This window comes from Kitasatospora sp. LaBMicrA B282 (assembly GCF_050325825.1).
Classification (GTDB): Bacteria; Actinomycetota; Actinomycetes; order Streptomycetales; family Streptomycetaceae; genus Kitasatospora.
In genome coordinates this window covers 15128-30187 of record NZ_JBNQTI010000111.1, presented here as the reverse complement: position 1 = coordinate 30187, position 15060 = coordinate 15128, and the positions used below count along the sequence as shown (strand labels likewise).

The 15060-nt window shown below is 74.6% G+C and carries 14 protein-coding genes and 1 pseudogene; 7 read left to right on the top strand and 8 right to left on the bottom strand.

The window, feature by feature from the left end:
- Both ACQRUO_RS26465 and ACQRUO_RS26460 read left to right on the top strand, forming a co-directional pair.
- Nucleotides 1–138, top strand: a pseudogene (locus ACQRUO_RS26465) (beta-ketoacyl synthase N-terminal-like domain-containing protein); the annotation flags it as partial.
- A gap of 68 nt (nt 139–206) precedes the next feature.
- Nucleotides 207–773, top strand: coding sequence for an MFS transporter (locus tag ACQRUO_RS26460; RefSeq protein WP_428318573.1), 567 nt, complete (start codon nt 207–209; stop codon nt 771–773).
- 49 nt (nt 774–822) lie between these two features.
- Here ACQRUO_RS26460 and ACQRUO_RS26455 read toward each other — a convergent pair whose 3' ends face one another.
- The 4 genes from ACQRUO_RS26455 to ACQRUO_RS26440 all read right to left on the bottom strand — a co-directional run bounded on the left by ACQRUO_RS26455 (nt 823) and on the right by ACQRUO_RS26440 (nt 3297).
- Nucleotides 823–1263, bottom strand: coding sequence for a GNAT family N-acetyltransferase (locus ACQRUO_RS26455; RefSeq protein ID WP_428318572.1), 441 nt, complete (start codon nt 1261–1263; stop codon nt 823–825).
- A 43-nt stretch (nt 1264–1306) separates the two neighbouring features.
- Complete coding sequence (locus ACQRUO_RS26450; RefSeq protein WP_428318571.1) at nt 1307–1597, bottom strand: Smr/MutS family protein; 291 nt, start codon at nt 1595–1597, stop codon at nt 1307–1309.
- Nucleotides 1598–1963: 366 nt separating this feature from the next.
- The gene (locus ACQRUO_RS26445; protein ID WP_428318570.1) at nt 1964–2533 is read right to left on the bottom strand and encodes a hypothetical protein; all 570 of its coding nucleotides are present in this window, start codon (nt 2531–2533) and stop codon (nt 1964–1966) included.
- A gap of 146 nt (nt 2534–2679) precedes the next feature.
- Nucleotides 2680–3297, bottom strand: a complete 618-nt coding sequence (locus ACQRUO_RS26440) for an MBL fold metallo-hydrolase (protein ID WP_428318569.1) — start codon at nt 3295–3297, stop codon at nt 2680–2682.
- Between the two features lie 222 nt (nt 3298–3519).
- Here ACQRUO_RS26440 and ACQRUO_RS26435 point away from each other — a divergent pair, with 222 nt between their 5' ends.
- Entirely contained in the window at nt 3520–4521 is a 1002-nt protein-coding gene (locus tag ACQRUO_RS26435) for an aldo/keto reductase (protein ID WP_428318568.1), read from the top strand.
- A 118-nt stretch (nt 4522–4639) separates the two neighbouring features.
- Here the strand turns inward: ACQRUO_RS26435 and ACQRUO_RS26430 are convergent, their stop codons facing one another.
- Nucleotides 4640–5572, bottom strand: coding sequence for an NADP-dependent oxidoreductase (locus tag ACQRUO_RS26430; protein WP_428318567.1), 933 nt, complete (start codon nt 5570–5572; stop codon nt 4640–4642).
- 167 nt (nt 5573–5739) lie between these two features.
- On the opposite strand from ACQRUO_RS26430, the gene ACQRUO_RS26425 reads away from it, so the two are divergent.
- Nucleotides 5740–6348 carry a TetR/AcrR family transcriptional regulator gene (locus ACQRUO_RS26425; RefSeq protein ID WP_428318566.1) on the top strand — a complete coding sequence of 203 codons (609 nt, stop codon included), beginning with the start codon at nt 5740–5742 and terminating at the stop codon, nt 6346–6348.
- Between the two features lie 250 nt (nt 6349–6598).
- On the opposite strand, the gene ACQRUO_RS26420 is transcribed toward ACQRUO_RS26425, so the two are convergent.
- The 3 genes from ACQRUO_RS26420 to ACQRUO_RS26410 form a co-directional block, all read right to left on the bottom strand.
- Entirely contained in the window at nt 6599–7168 is a 570-nt protein-coding gene (locus ACQRUO_RS26420) for a hypothetical protein (protein ID WP_428318565.1), read from the bottom strand.
- Between the two features lie 835 nt (nt 7169–8003).
- Nucleotides 8004–9254, bottom strand: a complete 1251-nt coding sequence (locus ACQRUO_RS26415) for an arylsulfotransferase family protein (RefSeq protein WP_428318564.1) — start codon at nt 9252–9254, stop codon at nt 8004–8006.
- A 393-nt stretch (nt 9255–9647) separates the two neighbouring features.
- Nucleotides 9648–10754 carry a hypothetical protein gene (locus ACQRUO_RS26410; RefSeq protein ID WP_428318563.1) on the bottom strand — a complete coding sequence of 369 codons (1107 nt, stop codon included), beginning with the start codon at nt 10752–10754 and terminating at the stop codon, nt 9648–9650.
- A 410-nt stretch (nt 10755–11164) separates the two neighbouring features.
- Here ACQRUO_RS26410 and ACQRUO_RS26405 point away from each other — a divergent pair, with 410 nt between their 5' ends.
- From ACQRUO_RS26405 to ACQRUO_RS26395, 3 genes are all read left to right on the top strand, one after another.
- Complete coding sequence (locus tag ACQRUO_RS26405; protein WP_428318562.1) at nt 11165–12004, top strand: 2,3,4,5-tetrahydropyridine-2,6-dicarboxylate N-succinyltransferase; 840 nt, start codon at nt 11165–11167, stop codon at nt 12002–12004.
- A gap of 91 nt (nt 12005–12095) precedes the next feature.
- Nucleotides 12096–13370 carry an acyl-CoA dehydrogenase family protein gene (locus ACQRUO_RS26400; RefSeq protein WP_428318561.1) on the top strand — a complete coding sequence of 425 codons (1275 nt, stop codon included), beginning with the start codon at nt 12096–12098 and terminating at the stop codon, nt 13368–13370.
- Nucleotides 13371–13440: 70 nt separating this feature from the next.
- The gene (locus tag ACQRUO_RS26395; protein WP_428318575.1) at nt 13441–15009 is read left to right on the top strand and encodes an AMP-binding protein; all 1569 of its coding nucleotides are present in this window, start codon (nt 13441–13443) and stop codon (nt 15007–15009) included.
- Nucleotides 15010–15060: the final 51 nt, after the last annotated feature.

Sequence of the window (15060 nt, the reverse complement as noted above, 5' to 3'; positions counted from 1 at the left end):
TCGCTGCGGCAGGGCGAGTGCAGCATGGCGCTGGCCGGCGGGGTGACGGTGATGTCCAGCCCAGGTTCGTTCATCGACTTCAGCCGCCAGAAGGGACTGGCAGCCGACGGGCGCTGCAAGGCGGCGCGGCAGGCGGCGCGGCAGGCGGCGCGGCCGGCGAGCGGTCCGCCGCCGGCTACCGCGCCTGCCTGGCCTCCCTGCCGCGGGTGTTCGCCGCGACGCCGTTGGTCCGCCGGGTGACCCTGTCCGGTGCGCTGGTCGGGGTCTCCTTCGGGGCGTTCTGGACCGCCCTGACCTTCCTGCTCGAAGCGCACTACCACTACGGCTCCGTGCAGGCCGGCCTGTTCGGCCTGGTCGCCGCCGCCAGTGCGCTCGCCTCCCCGTCCGCCGGGCGACTGGCCGACCGGCTCGGGCCGCGCGGCACCCTGGCCGCCATGATCGCCGTCGTGCTCGCCGGCTGGGCGCTGCTGCTGCCGGGCGGCAGCGGCCTGGGCTGGCTGGTCGCCGGGGTGGTGGTGCTGGACGTGGGCACCTGGAGCAACCAGGTCGCCTGCCAGCGCGCGCTGTTCACGCTGGCACCGGCCCTGCACAGCCGGCTGAACACCTGCTACTTCGCGCTCCGGTTCCTCGGCATCGCCACCGGCTCGCTGCTCGGCTCGCTGGCCTGGTCGCACGGCGGCTGGCCGGCGGTGGCCGCGGTCGGGGCGGGCGCCGCTGCCGGCGCGCTGCTGCTCCTCGTGCCGGGCCGCGAGCCGGCGGCCGCAGCCCGCTGACGCCGGGCTCAGGCGGGTGACGCCGGGCTCAGGCGGGTGACGCCGGGGCTCAGGCGGGTTCGCGCACCATCCAGACGTCCACCGGGTCCTCGGACTCCACGGTGAACCCGTGCCGCTCGTACAGCCGCCGGGCCGCACTGCCCTGGAGCACGTTCAGCCGGACCCGCACGCCGTCGCGGTCGCACTCCTGCAGCAGCCGGTCCAGCACGGCGCCGCCGATGCCGCCGCCCTGGGACTCCGCGGCCAGCAGGAAGTGCTCCAGCCAGCGGGCGTCCTCGGCCGGGCGCAGCGCCACGCAGCCGGCGAGCTCGCCGGCCACCTCGATCACCCAGGTGTGCGCCGGCACGAACCCGTCGCGCAGCCGTTGGCGGACCCGGTGCGCGTCGTACCGTCCCAGCCGCTCCAGGTCCGGCCGCATGACCGCGGCCCGCACCTCGACCAACGGCTCGACATCCGCCGGCGAGGCCGGTCGCAGTTCCCAATCCGCCATGATCACGATGCTACTGCTGGGCCGAACGGATGAGCGGACCGTCTCACCCGCCGGAAACACCGGGCGTGCCGGGCACGCCGGGTACTCCGGGCCCGAAGTACACCAGCACCCGCCCGGGGTTGCGCGGGTCCACCTCGTGCCGGTGGTACAGCTTGCGGATGTGCTTCTGGCCCAGGAAGGCCAGGACCCGGCCCATCAACTGACCCGAGCCCTTGCCGGGGATGATCTCGGCCACCGGATCGCCCGACCGGGCGGCGGCGAAGAGGAACTGGCGCATCGCCAGCTCGATGTCCCGGTTGTTCCGGAAGATCGGGTGCAGATCGAGGCTGCGCATCCGGCCTCACCCGCGCCGGTTCGGTTCGTCGGTGCTCACCGCCGCACCCTAACCCGGCCCCCGGCCCCGCCCCCAGCCCGCCGGCCCCGGAGACGTCGGACCCGGACACGCCGCGGCGGGGCCGAGTGAGCCTCGACCCCGCCGGGTGCGCCGGGCACCGCTCAGCACTGCGGCCGGCGTCCGTGGTTCGCGCCGCGCCGGGCGCGGGCCTTCTTCTTGCGGCGTCGCTTCGATGACATGGCCACTCCTCTCGCAACGACTGCGCCGGCCCCCGTTCCACAGTTCCACATCACCGCCCACCCGGCGCGCCGTCGGGCCACAGCCGGCCGGACTACACGAGACGGGCCGAAGTACGGCCCTGGAGCGTCAGGAGCCCGAGCCTGGAGCGGTCGGGCTGCCGGCCGGGTTCGGACTGCGCTTCTCGACCGTGACCGCCCAAGCGCGCAGCAACAGGGCCCCGACCACGAACCCGGCCAGCACCAAGAGGTCGGAGGTGAAGTAGCTGGTGCCGCGGTCGGCGGGGATGAGGGCCGCGAACTGGATGGCGTAGGCCAGAACGAGGAAGAAGCAGAGCCGGATGACCTTCGCGGATCGACGCTCGAAGCGATAGATCAGCAGCACTCTGCGCGGGGACAGATGAGCTCGCTCGGGGATGGGCAGTTGCTTGGCCTCGGCGATGAGCGCCGAGGCCTCGTGCAACCAGACGAGACTCCTGGTCCTGGCCTCGGTCAGTTCATCGGGTGACGGACTCAGCTGCTCCATCCCCTTCCACCAGTCCGTTGCGAAGGCCACCCGACGCGATGCGTCCTCGAAGAGCAACCTTCGACGTTCGAGCCTGGAGCGTCGACCGAGCCAGTCCTGAATCACGAAGCCGAGCAGGCTGACGATGCTGGTGGTGACAGCCGCAACAACGGCGGTGCTCATCTGCGAAGCCACGTGTTCCTCCGGGGCCGCCCGCCCACGGTGAGGCTGGGAGCGGCCCGGGGCGAGAACCGTGCTGATACAGGTCTTCTCAGCAGTGTGCGGGCCTGTCCGGCCGTCCTCGTGATCCCGCGCGGTGTCGACGGCTCGATGAACTACGCCTACAGCTCCACCGAGCCGCCGAGCGGGATCCGGGCGTAGGCCGTCGCGGACTCCTCCGACAGCCAGCCGTCGAAGTTCTCCTGGCCGATCTCGCTGAGGTTGGCGTCGTGGATCGGGAAGGTGCGTGCCGGCCGCACGGTCCGGACGAGCTCGATCGCCTCGCGCAGCTTCAGCCAGGGCCCGGAGGCCGGGAGCAGCAGGGTCTCGACCGGCTCGGCGGGGACGAAGAGCGAGTCCCCGGGGTGGTAGACGCCCTCGACCAGGAACCCGAGGTTGGGGCAGCCGGGCAGGCCGTCGATGATCTCCGCGTGCTCACCACCGACCGCACGCACGGTGAACCCGGCGGCGGTGAAGGTCTCCCCCGGTGCGACGGCGATCGCCCCGCCGCCGAGCTCCGCGGCCAGCTCCGGAAGGGTGTGGACGGTCAGCCCCGGGTCGCGCTCGCGGGCGGCGCGCAGCTGGTCGAGGTCGAGGTGGTCGGCGTGCCCGTGAGTGGCGAGCACCGCGGTGGCACCAGCCAGGGCCGCCGGTTCGGTGAACTCGCCCGGGTCGATCACCAGCACCCGGTCCCCGTCCTCGATCCGCACACAGGCGTGGCCGTACTTCGTCAGACGCATTCGAACAACCTACCGGGCGCCACCCTCCCGAACCAGACCCGCCGTCACCCCGACGGTGCTGTGCAGCACCACCGGGGCGGGCACCTCGGCGCTCCCCGACGTGCGGCGCATCGGCCTGGGTCGGCCGGGCCGGCCCGCCTGCATGGTCCTGCTCGGCGGATAGGGTTCTGGTCGGGGCGAGGTGCACCGGCCGCGCCCACCGCACCGCCGAGAGGACCCAGGATGCCGACCCCGCCCGCCGCCGCCCCCACCGACCCCGCCGCCCCGTCGCTCGCGCGGTTCGGGCTGGGCACGGCTGCCGTCGGCCGGCCGGGGTACATCACGCTCGGGCGGGCCGTCGACCTTCCGGCCGAGCGCAGCGTCGCGGCGCTGCGCGAGCGGACGCACCAGTTGCTCGACGCCGCCCACGCCGCCGGGGTGCGGTACTTCGACACCGCGCGGTCGTACGGGCGGGCCGAGGAGTTCGTCGGCGAGTGGCTGGCGACGCGCCCCGAGGCGGCGGCCGACCTCACCGTCGGCAGCAAGTGGGGCTACACCTACACCGCCGACTGGCAGGCCTCCGGCGTGCCCGTGCACGAGGTGAAGGAGCACTCGGTCGCGGTGTTCGACCGTCAGATCAAGGAGACCCGGGCCCTGCTGGGCCGCCACCTGGACGTGTACCTGGTGCACTCGGTCACCCCGGACAGCCCGGCGCTGACCGACCCCGCGCTGCACGAGCGGCTGGCGGCGCTGGCCGCGGAGGGGGTGCGGGTCGGGCTGTCGACCAGCGGTCCGGCGCAGGCCGCGGCGATCCGCGCCGCACTGGCGGTGACGGTCGCCGGCCGGCCGCTGTTCGCCGCCGTGCAGGCGACCTGGAACCCGCTGGAGACCTCCGCCGGCCCGGCCCTGGCCGAGGCGCACGCGGCGGGGTGGCTGGTCGTGGTGAAGGAGGGCATGGCCAACGGCCGCCTCGCGGACCGCAACGCCACCGGCCCGGACACCACCGCCCTGCGCAACCTCGCCGGCCGTCTCGGCGCGTCCTGCGACGCCCTCGCGCTGGCCGCGGTCGCCGCTCAGCCCTGGGCCGACCTGGTCCTCTCCGGCGCGGCCACCCCGGCGCAGCTCGCCTCCAACCTGACCGCCGCCGGCCTCGCCCTCGCCCCCGCCGATCTGGCCGTCCTCGCCCCGCTGGCCGAGCCCGCCGAGGCCTACTGGCGCACCCGCGCGGCCCTGCCGTGGGCCTGAGGCCCGCCGCACAGTGACGGCCCGCCGCACGGTGACGGCACGCCCAGCGGTGACGGCCCGTCGGACAGCGTGACCGCCCAGCGGTCGCACCCACCGATCGGGCCGCCTCCCCGACGCCTCAGACCGTCAGGACGATCTTCCCCTGGGTACGCCCGGACTCCACCAGCCGGTGCGCCTCGGCGGCCTCGGCCAGCGGCAGGGTGTGCTCCACGAACGGACGCACCGCCCCCGCCTCCACCAGCGCCGCCAGGCCTTCCAGGCCCACGTGGTCGGGCTCGACGGTGATCCCCGCGAACCGCCGGCCGGCCGCGAGCGTCGCCTCCCTGAGGGCGGTGTCCGCCCGGCCCACCACGGTGACCAGCACGCCGCCGGGGCGCAGCACCTGGATCGAGCGCGGCCCGTAGTCCCCGCCGACCGTGTCGAGGACGACGTCGAGGTCGGTGGCGGCCTCGGTGAAGTCGACGGCGCGGTAGTCGATGACCTCGTCCGCGCCCAGGCCGCGGACGAACTCCGCCTTGGCCGCGCTCGCGGTGGCGATCACGTGGGCGCCGCGGGCCTTGGCGATCTGCACGGCCAGGTGGCCGACCCCGCCGCCGCCCCCGTGGACCAGCACCCGCGTGCCCACCTCGACCCCGCCGGCGTCGACCAGGCTCTGCCAGGCCGTCAGGCCGGCCAGCGGCAGCGCGGCGGCGTGCACGTGGTCCAGGTTCCGCGGCTTGCGGGCGAGTTGGCGCGAGGGGACGGCGACGTACTCGGCGTAGCCGCCGGCGGCGCGCGGGAAGAAGGGCATCCCGTACACCTCGTCGCCCACCTCGAAGCGGGTGACGCCGGGGACCACCTCCTCCACCACCCCGGAGATGTCCCAGCCCAGCACGAACGGCGGCTGCCCGATCAGCGGGAAGGCGCCGGCCCGGACCATGGCGTCGACGGGGTTGACCGCGGCGGCGTGCACGCGGACCAGGACCTCGGTGGGCAGCGGCTGCGGCTGCTCCAGGTCGGCCGGCACGAGGACCTCGGGGGCGCCGAAGGACTGCTGGGTGATCGCTCGCATGACGGTGTGCTCCTGAACTCGTGACACTCGTGACAGGGACGCGTGAACTGGTGACGGGGACGCGGACGGGACCGGCGCGCTCATCGGATCCCCCTTCCGCGTTGTGTAGCGCTCGCTACAGATGAGGACCGTAGCACATCCTGTATCGATCGCTATAGAATTCCGACATGGCCTCCTCCACGACCCCCGCCCCGCGCGGCCGCCCCCGCAGCTTCGACCGCGACGCCGCCCTGCAGCATGCCCTGACCGAGTTCTGGCGCCACGGTTACGAGGCCACCTCCATCGCGACCCTCACCCGTGCGATGGGCATCAACCCGCCCAGCCTGTACGCCGCGTTCGGCGACAAGCGGAAGCTGTTCAGCGAGGCCGTCCAGCACTACGTCCGGACCGTCGGCGGCTACGGCAGCCGCGCGCTCCAGCAACCCACCGCCCGCGCCGCCGTCGAACAGCTGCTGCGCACGGCCGCCGCCGGGTACACCGACCCCAGCCACCCGCCCGGCTGCCTGGTGGTCCGGGCCGCGACCAACTGCACCGACGCCTCGGCGGACGTCGAGGCCGAACTGCGCGCGATCCGCGAAGGCACCAAGCACGCCCTGGAGGAGAAGATCCGCGCCGACCTCACCGCCGGCCTGCTCCCTGCCACCGCCGATCCCCGGGCGCTGGCCGCCTTCTACGCCGCGGTGGTGCAGGGCATGTCGGTCCAGGCCTGCGACGGCGCCGACCACGCCGACCTCGACGCGATCGCCACCACCGCCCTGGCGGCCTGGCCGAGCTGACGCCGCCTCGGTCGGGCCGCGGGTCCGCGGGTTGCTGGAGCCGCGGGCCCACCGGCTGCTAGAATGATCGCGATGGCCTTCGGCGTTCGCGGTGCGAGCGTGCGGAGGCTTTTTTCATGCCTTCTTCCACCTCCTCCACGGTCATCGCCCCACCCGCACCCGCCACAGCCACCACCCCGTCCGCCACGCCCACCCCACTCACCCCCGTCGGCTACCGCTCCCTGCTGCGGAACCGGGAGTTCGCCGGGCTCTACGCCGGCTTCACGCTCGTCGACGCCGCCAACACGCTGTCGGGCTTCGCCCTCGGCACCCTGGTCGACCGGCAGACGCACTCCGCCTTCCTGACCGCCGTGAGCATGTACGGCGCGACCTTCGCCACGGTGTTCGGCGCGCTGACGCTGATGTCGGTCGCGGACGGGCGGCGCCCGCGCCGGACCCTGGTCGCGCTGCACGGCCTGTCCCTGGCGGGCGTCGCCGCCCAGGCGGTGCCCGGGCTGCCGCTGGCGGCCCGGTTCGGGCTGCTCCTGCTGCTGGGGTTCTTCCAGTCGCTGGGCACCGGAACCCGGATGGGCCTGCTCGCCGAGGTGCTCCCCACCGACGCGTACGCGCCGGCGCGTTCCCTGTTGAACATCACCACGGGCGGCACGGCGATCGTCGGGTACGCGGTCGCCGCCCGACTGCTGCACGCGCTGAGCCCGCGCGGGGTGTTCGTGGTCGCCGCACTGCTGGCCGCCCTCGCGCTGGCCGTGGTGGCGGCGACGGTGCGGGAGCGCTCGATCCGGTTGACCCGCCGCCCCGGACTGCGGCAGACCTGGCGCACCAACCGCACGCTGGTCGCGCACCCCGGGCAACGGGCGCTGCTGCTGAACCTGTGGGTCCCCAATGGGCTGATCGTCGGCTGCGAGGCGCTGTTCCTCTGCTACTCCCCCGCGAACGCCGGCACCCTGCTGGCCGCCGGCTCGGCCGGGATGCTGCTCGGCGACCTGACCGTCGGCCGCCTGCTCACTCCCGGGCAGCGGCGCCGCTGGGCCTTCCCCCTGCGGGTGCTGCTCGCCGCCCCCTTCCTGCTCTTCGCCGGGCACCCGCCGGTGCCGGTCCTGGCGGTGGCGGTGTTCGCGGCCGGCACCGGGTTCGCCGCCACACTGCCGTTGCAGGAGCAGTTGCTGGCGCTGACCGCGGATCAGGTCCGGGGGCAGGTCCAGGGCGTCGAGTCGGCGGGCCGGATGGGCTGGCAGGGCATCGGTGCGGCGATCGCCGGCGGCCTGGCCCAGTACGTCGCCCCGGGCACCGCGATCGGTGTGCTCGCCGCGGTGTCGGTGGCCGTCACCGTGCTGTCCCGCCCGAGCGTGGCCCGGGCCGGCGCCGGCCGAAACGCCCTGCCGGACCCGGCGGGCGCGGCGCAGCCGGGCGCGGGCAGCGCGCCGGGCACCCTGCGGTCGTGGCGTCAGTCGGATCAGCAGCCGGTTGCCTTCGCGCTGGGCTGCCAGGATCGCGAACCGCAGGTGTTCGGCCTTACGCACCGGCACCCGCCCGGGATCCCGGCAGGGCGGCGGCGAGGAAGTCCTCGACCGCGGCGGCGTAGCCGACCGGGTTCACACTCGATCGCGCCCGGCAGCTTCTCGCATGCTGCCGGGCGTGACCAGCGGACATCCGGCTCAGCGGGCCGGGCGGTCGCTGCCGGGCCAGGGGAAGCGGTAGGCGCGGTAGGTGTTCACACCCGCCGGGAAGGCCGCGTCGAAGAGCAGCCTGCCGGAGCGGTCGAACTCGGAGACATAGGGCAGCGATCCCCAGCCGACCACCAGGTCGCCGCCACGCAGCGACTGGGCGTTGCCCTGGGAGGAGGCGCTCAGGCCGGCCGGCTGGTCCACCGAGCGCACCAGGGTCGCCCGGTGCGTGGCCCGGTCCAGCCGGACGGTCACCACCCGGCTGTGCGGCAGCTCCGTGACCGCGCCCGTGCCGGTGTTGGCCGCGCCCGCCGACTCGTTGTCGAAGAAGGTGTAGAGCCCGTTGCCCAGCGGCTCCGGGTCGTGCTGCCAGGCGAAGGCCTCGCCGGCCGCGTCCAGCTGCTGCCCGGGCGCGGCGGCGATGGTGAACGAGCTGGCCTTGCCGCCGAGTTGCCACTGGATCCGACCGGTGGTGCGGGAGACCTGGTAGCTGGTCCAGGTGTTGCGGGCGTCCAGCAGCAGGCTGCCGTCGGTGTCCAGCTTGACCGCGTTGAGGTGGAACCAGTCCCACGGCTGGTCGGGCGAGGACGGCAGCGGCTGCTCGCTCTGCGCGTACGGCACGTGGTCGGCGCTGTTCCAGCTGAAGAGCACCTTGCCGGTGCGGATGTCGATCTCCTGCACCACCCCGTTGATCACCTTCTGGTCGGCGGGGCCGCCGATGGACCGCAGGTCCGCGGTGGCGTCGGTGTAGGAGATGACCAGCGCGGTGTTCCACGGCGTGATCAGGAACTCGTGCCCGTCCGCCGAGAGGCCGTTGCCGGCCCGCACCTCGGCGATCTTCCGGTAGTGGGCGTCGTAGATGTAGTCCACACCGGTGGACACGCCGCCCAGGCCGGTCCCCTGCCACCAGGTCAGCACCGGCTGCCCGTGGTAGGTCTGCGCCCGGAAGTCGGCGGCCTGCTGTCCGGCCGGGACCTGGTGCGACCAGACGACGTGGCGGCCGTCCTGGCTGAGGATCTCCACACCGCTGCCGTACCGGGCGGTGGCCGAGCTCGGCGCGACGAAGAGGTCTCCCCCGAGGTTGCCGCCCGCTCCGGAGGGACGGTCGGTCGACACCGTCAGCGGCGGCAACGGCGGGCCCGCGGGGGCGGCCGCGGCAGCGGCCCCGGGAAGTGTGACGGTCGCAAGCAGGGCGACCGCGGCGGCGGCGAGGGTCCGGGCGGGTCGGGTGTACCTGGGCATGGCTGATCCTTGGTCGGAAGAGGGCAGGACGAAGGTGAATTGACGGCACGTCGGCGAGCGCGACCGGGAAGGGCGCGATGGCGGGTGGTGCCGCTGGACTACCGCTGGAAGCGCCCCCAGCGCCCCCGGCGCCCGAACTCGGCGCGACGGCAGGCGTCAGCGCCGGCGGCTACCGGGCCGCTCGGCGCGGGGCGCGCCGGGCCGCTCGGCACAGGGTGCGGGGAGGAAGGTCCGCTCAGTGAGCGCGACAGGCGGCGGAGCAGACTCGCAGGAGGTCGATGTGACCCCGAGTCGTGAGAAGGATGCTCCGCTGCTGCATGTCGGCGAAGCTAGCGGCCCGGCGCGGGCAACGTCAACAGCCGTCTGGATCCTGGACGCAGAGCCCGACCGGTGTCAGCGGCCCGCGCCCCGGGCGGCCGCGGCGCGGGCGCGGTCGAAGGCGACCGCGGGGTCCCGGTACCCCAGCCAGGGCGCCGCGCCGCACCACGGGCCGAGCAGGCGGAACTGCTCCAGCGCCGCTTCGTGCAGCCCGGCCAGCAGCAGGTAGTACGCGAGCAGGTGCCGCAGCCCGGGCAACCGCTCGTGGTCCGCCGGCAGCCGCTCCAGGGCTTCGCCCACCGCCAGCAGGCGCGCGCTTGCCTCCTGCCCGGTGGGCAGCGCGCCCGGGCCCGCGGCCTTCTCCAGTTCCTGCAGCGCGTGCAGGTGGATCCCGGCCAGCGGGCTGCCCGCCGGGGCGCGGCGCAGCGCGTCCGCGGCGAAGTCCAGCATCTGCGCGTGCGAGCCGCACCACTTGGCGCACCAGTACTGCAACCCCTGCCAGTGGCCGTCGAAGTGCTGCGGCGCACGGGCCGTCAACTCCGCCCAGAGCGGCCGGAACTCCTCGGGCGGGCGGCGCATCGCACGAGCCACGGTGATCATCACCACGGCGGGCCCCGGGTCGGTCGGCGACAGCAGCGCCGCCCGCCGGGCCGCCTCGAACGCGGCCGGCAGCAGCTGCCGGAAGCGCGCCATCCGGTCGGCCGGAACCTCGTCCGCGTACCCCGCGCCGCGGACCTCCCAGGCCTGGTGCACCAGCAGCTGTGCGGCCACGGTGGCCGCGGTGCAGTTGCCCGGCTGGTCCTCGCGCCACTCGGTGAGCCAGTCGGCGTCGTGCACGGCGACCGCCACCAGCAGTTCCTGACGCAGCCAGCGCTCGTCCCAGTCCTCGCCGGCCGCGGCGACGTAGGCGGCGGCCGGTCGCCAGTCGCCCTCCCAGGCCGCGTCCGCGACCGCCTGCCGTTCCTTGTTCACCAGCGCGGGCGGCGGCGCCGCGGCCCGCTCGGCGTCCAACTCGGCGGTGGGCACCAGGCCGTGGCGCACCGGGTCGAACGGCGCGGCCGGCTGCTCCGCCCGGGCGCGCTGCACCGCGGCCTTGGCCCGGGCCGCGGCGCCGACCCGCCGCAGCACCACGGACAGTGCGGCGACGGCTCCGACGAGGGACGGAAATATCGAGGCGCTCACGCCCGCGATCATCCTTCCCGCCGTCCGAGCGGGCAAGTCCGTCCCCGGCGCGTCCCCGGCGAGCCGTCGGCGGACTCCGGAGGCGGATAAGCCAGCCTTTCATCGAGGCAAAACTTTAGTTTTCAATCTTCCATTCAATGCCAGATGTCCCCATTTGATCTACGAATCGTAGGTATGCAAGGCTTGCGATCGGCACACCGTGACGGGGAGGTCACGCGTCGTGCCGTTCTCGCGCGCACGCCCCGACACCGCGACCGGTGTCCGGGCCGGCAGCGCGCAGCCGTCGGCGAGCACACCCGGGAGCACCGGGTGCGCTCGCCCGACCGGCGGCCCCGATCCGACGCGGCGGGGCCGCACGCTCCCCGACCCGACCGACGAACAAACGATCAACTGTGAAAGCGTGGACTGCCATGCCCCATCGTGGTGCCGACCTGACGAGCCTGCGCAGCGAGCTCGAGGAACTCTGGGAGCGGCGGGACGAGGTCTCGTTGCAGTCCGCCGAGGCGGTGGCCGCGGTCGATGCGGCGATCGAGGTGCTGGACACCGGCCGCGCCCGGGTGGCCGAGCTGGTCGAGGGCGAGGTCGTGGTGCACGACTGGCTGAAGAACGCGATCCTGCTGCTCTACAAGCAGGCCGCGCCGCAGCCCGCGGAGTTCGGCCCGTTCCGGACGGCCGACAAGATCCCGCTGAAGACCGGGATCGACGGCGTCCAGGTGTCGCCGGGGGCGGTGATCCGGCGGGGCAGCTTCCAGGAGCCCGGCGCGGTGGTGATGCCCAGTCACATCGGGATCGGCTCGTACGTCGGCGAGGGCACCCTGGTGGACTCCTGGGTCGGGATCGGCTCCTGCGCCCAGATCGGGCGCAACGTCCACCTGTCCGGCGGGGTGGGGCTGGGCGGCATGATCGAGCCGCCGATGGCCAAGCCGGTGGTGATCGAGGACGACGCGTTCATCGGCGCCCGCTCGATGATCTACAGCGGGGCCCGGGTGGGCGAGGGCGCGCTGCTCGGCGCCGGGGCGCTGCTCACCGACACCATCCCGGTGATCGACGCGGCCACCGGCGAGGAGCTCGGCCGCGGCGAGGTGCCGCCGTGGACGGTCGCCGTGCCGGCCAGCCGGCCGCGCGAGTTCGCCGGCGGCACCTTCGGCCTGCCCTGCCTGCTGGTGATCAAGCACCTCCGGAAGGGCGAGCGGCACGACAAGGCCAAGCTCAACGACGCGGTGCGCACCCAGCCGCCGATCGTCCTCTGACCCGGCCGGCCCCGCGCCGACCGCCCGGCCCGCGCCCGTCCGGCGCAGCACCGCCCACCACCACCCCACCACCTGCTGAGGAACCTTCACCATGCCTGCCACCGGCATCGACCCGCTGCTGGTCCGTCACCCCGAACTCACCGAGCTGCACGCCCGCCTGACCGAGTTCCTGGACGCCCACCTGCCCGCGCCCGTCTGCGAGGACGACCCGCGCCCCGACTGGCTGGGGCTGCGCGCCCGCGCCGCCGAGGCCGGGCTCACCGGCATCGACCTGCCCGGGACCGGCGCCGCCCGGGACCACGACCAGTCCGGCAGCGGTGAAGGCGCCGGCGCCCGACCGGGCGTCACCGGCCGGGTGGCCCAGGGCATGGCGATGTTCCTCGCCGGCACCCGCGACTGCGACGCCCGCGAGGTCTTCAGCACCGGGCACGCCGCGCTGGCACTGCGCTACGGCACCGCCGCGCTGGCCGATCAGGTCGGCGAACAGGTGCTCGGCGAGGGGAAGTTGGTCGGCATCGCGGCCAGCGAGCCGCACTCCGGCTCGGACCTGCGGGGCTTTCGGACCGTGCTGGTCGACCACGGCGACCGCTTCCTGCTCTCCGGCACCAAGGGCCTGATCAGCCGGGTCGAGGAGTCCTGCGGCTTCGTGGTCTTCGCCAAGCTCGTCGACCGGGCCGACGTCGGCCGGATCGACCTGCGGACCGTGCCGCTCTCCGCGGTCTGGGTGCCGGCGGACGCCCCCGGGGTGTTCACCGAGACCACCGACCCGCTGGGCATGCGCGGGTGGAGCTTCGGCCACCTGCACTTCGTCGACACCCCGCTGGACAAGGCCTTCCTGCTCGGCGCCCCCGGCGAGGGCCGGCAGATCTTCGACGCGCACTTCTCGGCCTGGCGCCTGATGATGTCGCTGGTCTGCCTGGGCGCAGCCGCGGCGGCCGTCCAGGAGGCCGCGGCGCGCGCCCGGGCCCGCAGCATCGGCCGGCTGCCGCTGGCCGGCATCCCCTCCGTGGCCGCCCGCCTGGGCGCCGCAGCCGCCGAGGTCGAGGCCGCCACCGCCTGGTGCTTCGCGCTGCTGGAGCGGATCGACCAGGGCGAGACCGACGTCGCCGCCTGCTCGGCCGCCAAGGCGCTGGCCACCGACGCCGCCTACCGCGCCGTCGACCTCGCGCTCCAGCTGCACGGCAGCGAGGGCTACACCAAGCGGACCCCGATGGAGAAGCGGCTGCGCGACATCCGCGGGCTGCGGATCGCCGACGGGCCCAACGACACGCTCTACAGCGTGCTCGCGCACGCCCTGCTGACCGACGAGCCGCAGCCGGCCACCGAGCGGCCGGCTGCCGACCGGCCCGTCCTGGCCCACAGCTGAACGACGGTCCGAGGAGACGACGTTGACCGAGACCCTGACCGAGGCCCAGAGCGAGCACCCGGCCGAGACCCTGACCGAGGCCCAGCGCGAGCACCCGGCCGAGGCCGCGCCCTTCCCCACCGAAGTCACCGAGATCCTGGCGGTGTTGGCGGCCGCACCCGAGCGCGAGGTGCTGCGCCACCGCGGCGCGGTGACCACCGCCGCGCAGCTGGTCGACCTCACCCACCGCCTGGCGCACGCGCTGCGCGCCCGGGGCGTCGACCGGCACCACACGGTCACCCTGCTGAGCGGCAACCTCCCGGCGGCGATCGCCGCACGCTACGCGGCCGGCCTGGTCGGCTGCCGGGTCAACCAGCTCTACACCCAGCTGCCGGCCGCGACCCAGGCCACCATGGTCCGCGACGTCGAGACGCACGCGCTGATCGTCGACCCCGCGCTGGCCGACCGGGCCGCGGAGATCGCCGAGCTGCACGCCGTCGCCGAGGTCCTGACCCTCGACGTCCTGACCCTCGGTCCCGGCCCGGTCGGCAGCGACCTGCTGGCCCTCGCCGCCGAGCAGCCCGCCGACCCGTTCCGCAGCCGGGCCCGCCCGCAGGACGTCCGCACCATCCGGCACTCCGGCGGCACCACCGGCCACTCCAAGGGGATCTGCGTCGGCTACGGCCAGGTCCGCCGGTTCGGCCCCGACCTGCCCGCCGACCCGGCGGACCCGCCGCGGCTGCTGGTCTGCACCACCATCGCGCACGCCGCGGGGCAGTTGGTCGACAAGGTGCTGCGGGCCGGCGGCAGCGCGGTGCTGCTGGACGGGTTCGAGGCGGGCGAGGTGCTGGCGGCGATCGAGCGGGAGCGGATCACCGACCTCTTCCTGATGCCGCCGCTGCTCTACCAGGTGCTGGACCACCCGCACGGCGCGCGGACCGACACCGGCAGTCTGCGCCGCCTGGTCTACGGCGGCTGCCAGGCCTCGCCGACCCGCCTGGCCGACGCCGTGCGGCGGTTCGGCCCGGTGCTGGTGCAGCTCTACGGACAGCACGAGGCGGGCATCGTGAGCGTGCTGGACGCCGCCGACCACGACCTGACCCACCCGGAGCGGCTGCGCTCGGTGGGGCGGATCGCGCCCGGCTACCGGGTGGTGATCCGCGACCCGGAGGGCCGCGAGCTGCCCGCCGGGGAGCCCGGCGAGGTCTGCGTGGCCTCGGACAGCCTGATGCTCGGGTACTGGAAGCAGCCCGAGCTGACCGCCGAGGTGCTCAGGGACGGCTGGCTGCACACGGGCGACGTCGGCCACCTGGACGAGGCCGGCTACCTCTACGTCGTCGACCGGCTGAAGGACCTGATCAACACCGGCGGCGGCCACGTGTACACCTCCGAGGTGGAGGACCTGCTCAACTCCCACCCCCTGGTGCGACAGAGCGCGGTCTTCGGCGTCCCGGACGCCAACCGGGTGGAACGCGTCCACGCCGTGGTGGTCCCGGTGCCGGGCGCGCAGCCCGACGCCGCGGAGCTGCGGGCCCTGGTGCGGGAGCGGCGCGGTCCGCTGCACGAGCCGGCGGAGATCGCGTTCGCCGCGGCGCTGCCGCTGACGGACGCGGGCAAGCCCGACAAGAAGCTGCTGCGGCAGCAGGCGGGCGGGCGCTAGCCCGGCGGCCGCGCCCACCGGCGCCGCCCGGCGCACCCCCACCGGCACCGC

What these genes read in the sequence shown, in the direction of transcription:
- ACQRUO_RS26415 (WP_428318564.1), bottom strand. Translation starts at nt 9,254, where the DNA reads ATGCCCAGGTACACCCGACCCGCCCGGACCCTCGCCGCCGCCGCGGTC.
- ACQRUO_RS26450 (WP_428318571.1), bottom strand. Translation starts at nt 1,597, where the DNA reads ATGCGCAGCCTCGATCTGCACCCGATCTTCCGGAACAACCGGGACATC.
- ACQRUO_RS26425 (WP_428318566.1), top strand. Translation starts at nt 5,740, where the DNA reads ATGGCCTCCTCCACGACCCCCGCCCCGCGCGGCCGCCCCCGCAGCTTC.
- ACQRUO_RS26440 (WP_428318569.1), bottom strand. Translation starts at nt 3,297, where the DNA reads ATGCGTCTGACGAAGTACGGCCACGCCTGTGTGCGGATCGAGGACGGG.
- ACQRUO_RS26455 (WP_428318572.1), bottom strand. Translation starts at nt 1,263, where the DNA reads ATGGCGGATTGGGAACTGCGACCGGCCTCGCCGGCGGATGTCGAGCCG.
- ACQRUO_RS26400 (WP_428318561.1), top strand. Translation starts at nt 12,096, where the DNA reads ATGCCTGCCACCGGCATCGACCCGCTGCTGGTCCGTCACCCCGAACTC.
- ACQRUO_RS26405 (WP_428318562.1), top strand. Translation starts at nt 11,165, where the DNA reads ATGCCCCATCGTGGTGCCGACCTGACGAGCCTGCGCAGCGAGCTCGAG.
- ACQRUO_RS26430 (WP_428318567.1), bottom strand. Translation starts at nt 5,572, where the DNA reads ATGCGAGCGATCACCCAGCAGTCCTTCGGCGCCCCCGAGGTCCTCGTG.
- ACQRUO_RS26435 (WP_428318568.1), top strand. Translation starts at nt 3,520, where the DNA reads ATGCCGACCCCGCCCGCCGCCGCCCCCACCGACCCCGCCGCCCCGTCG.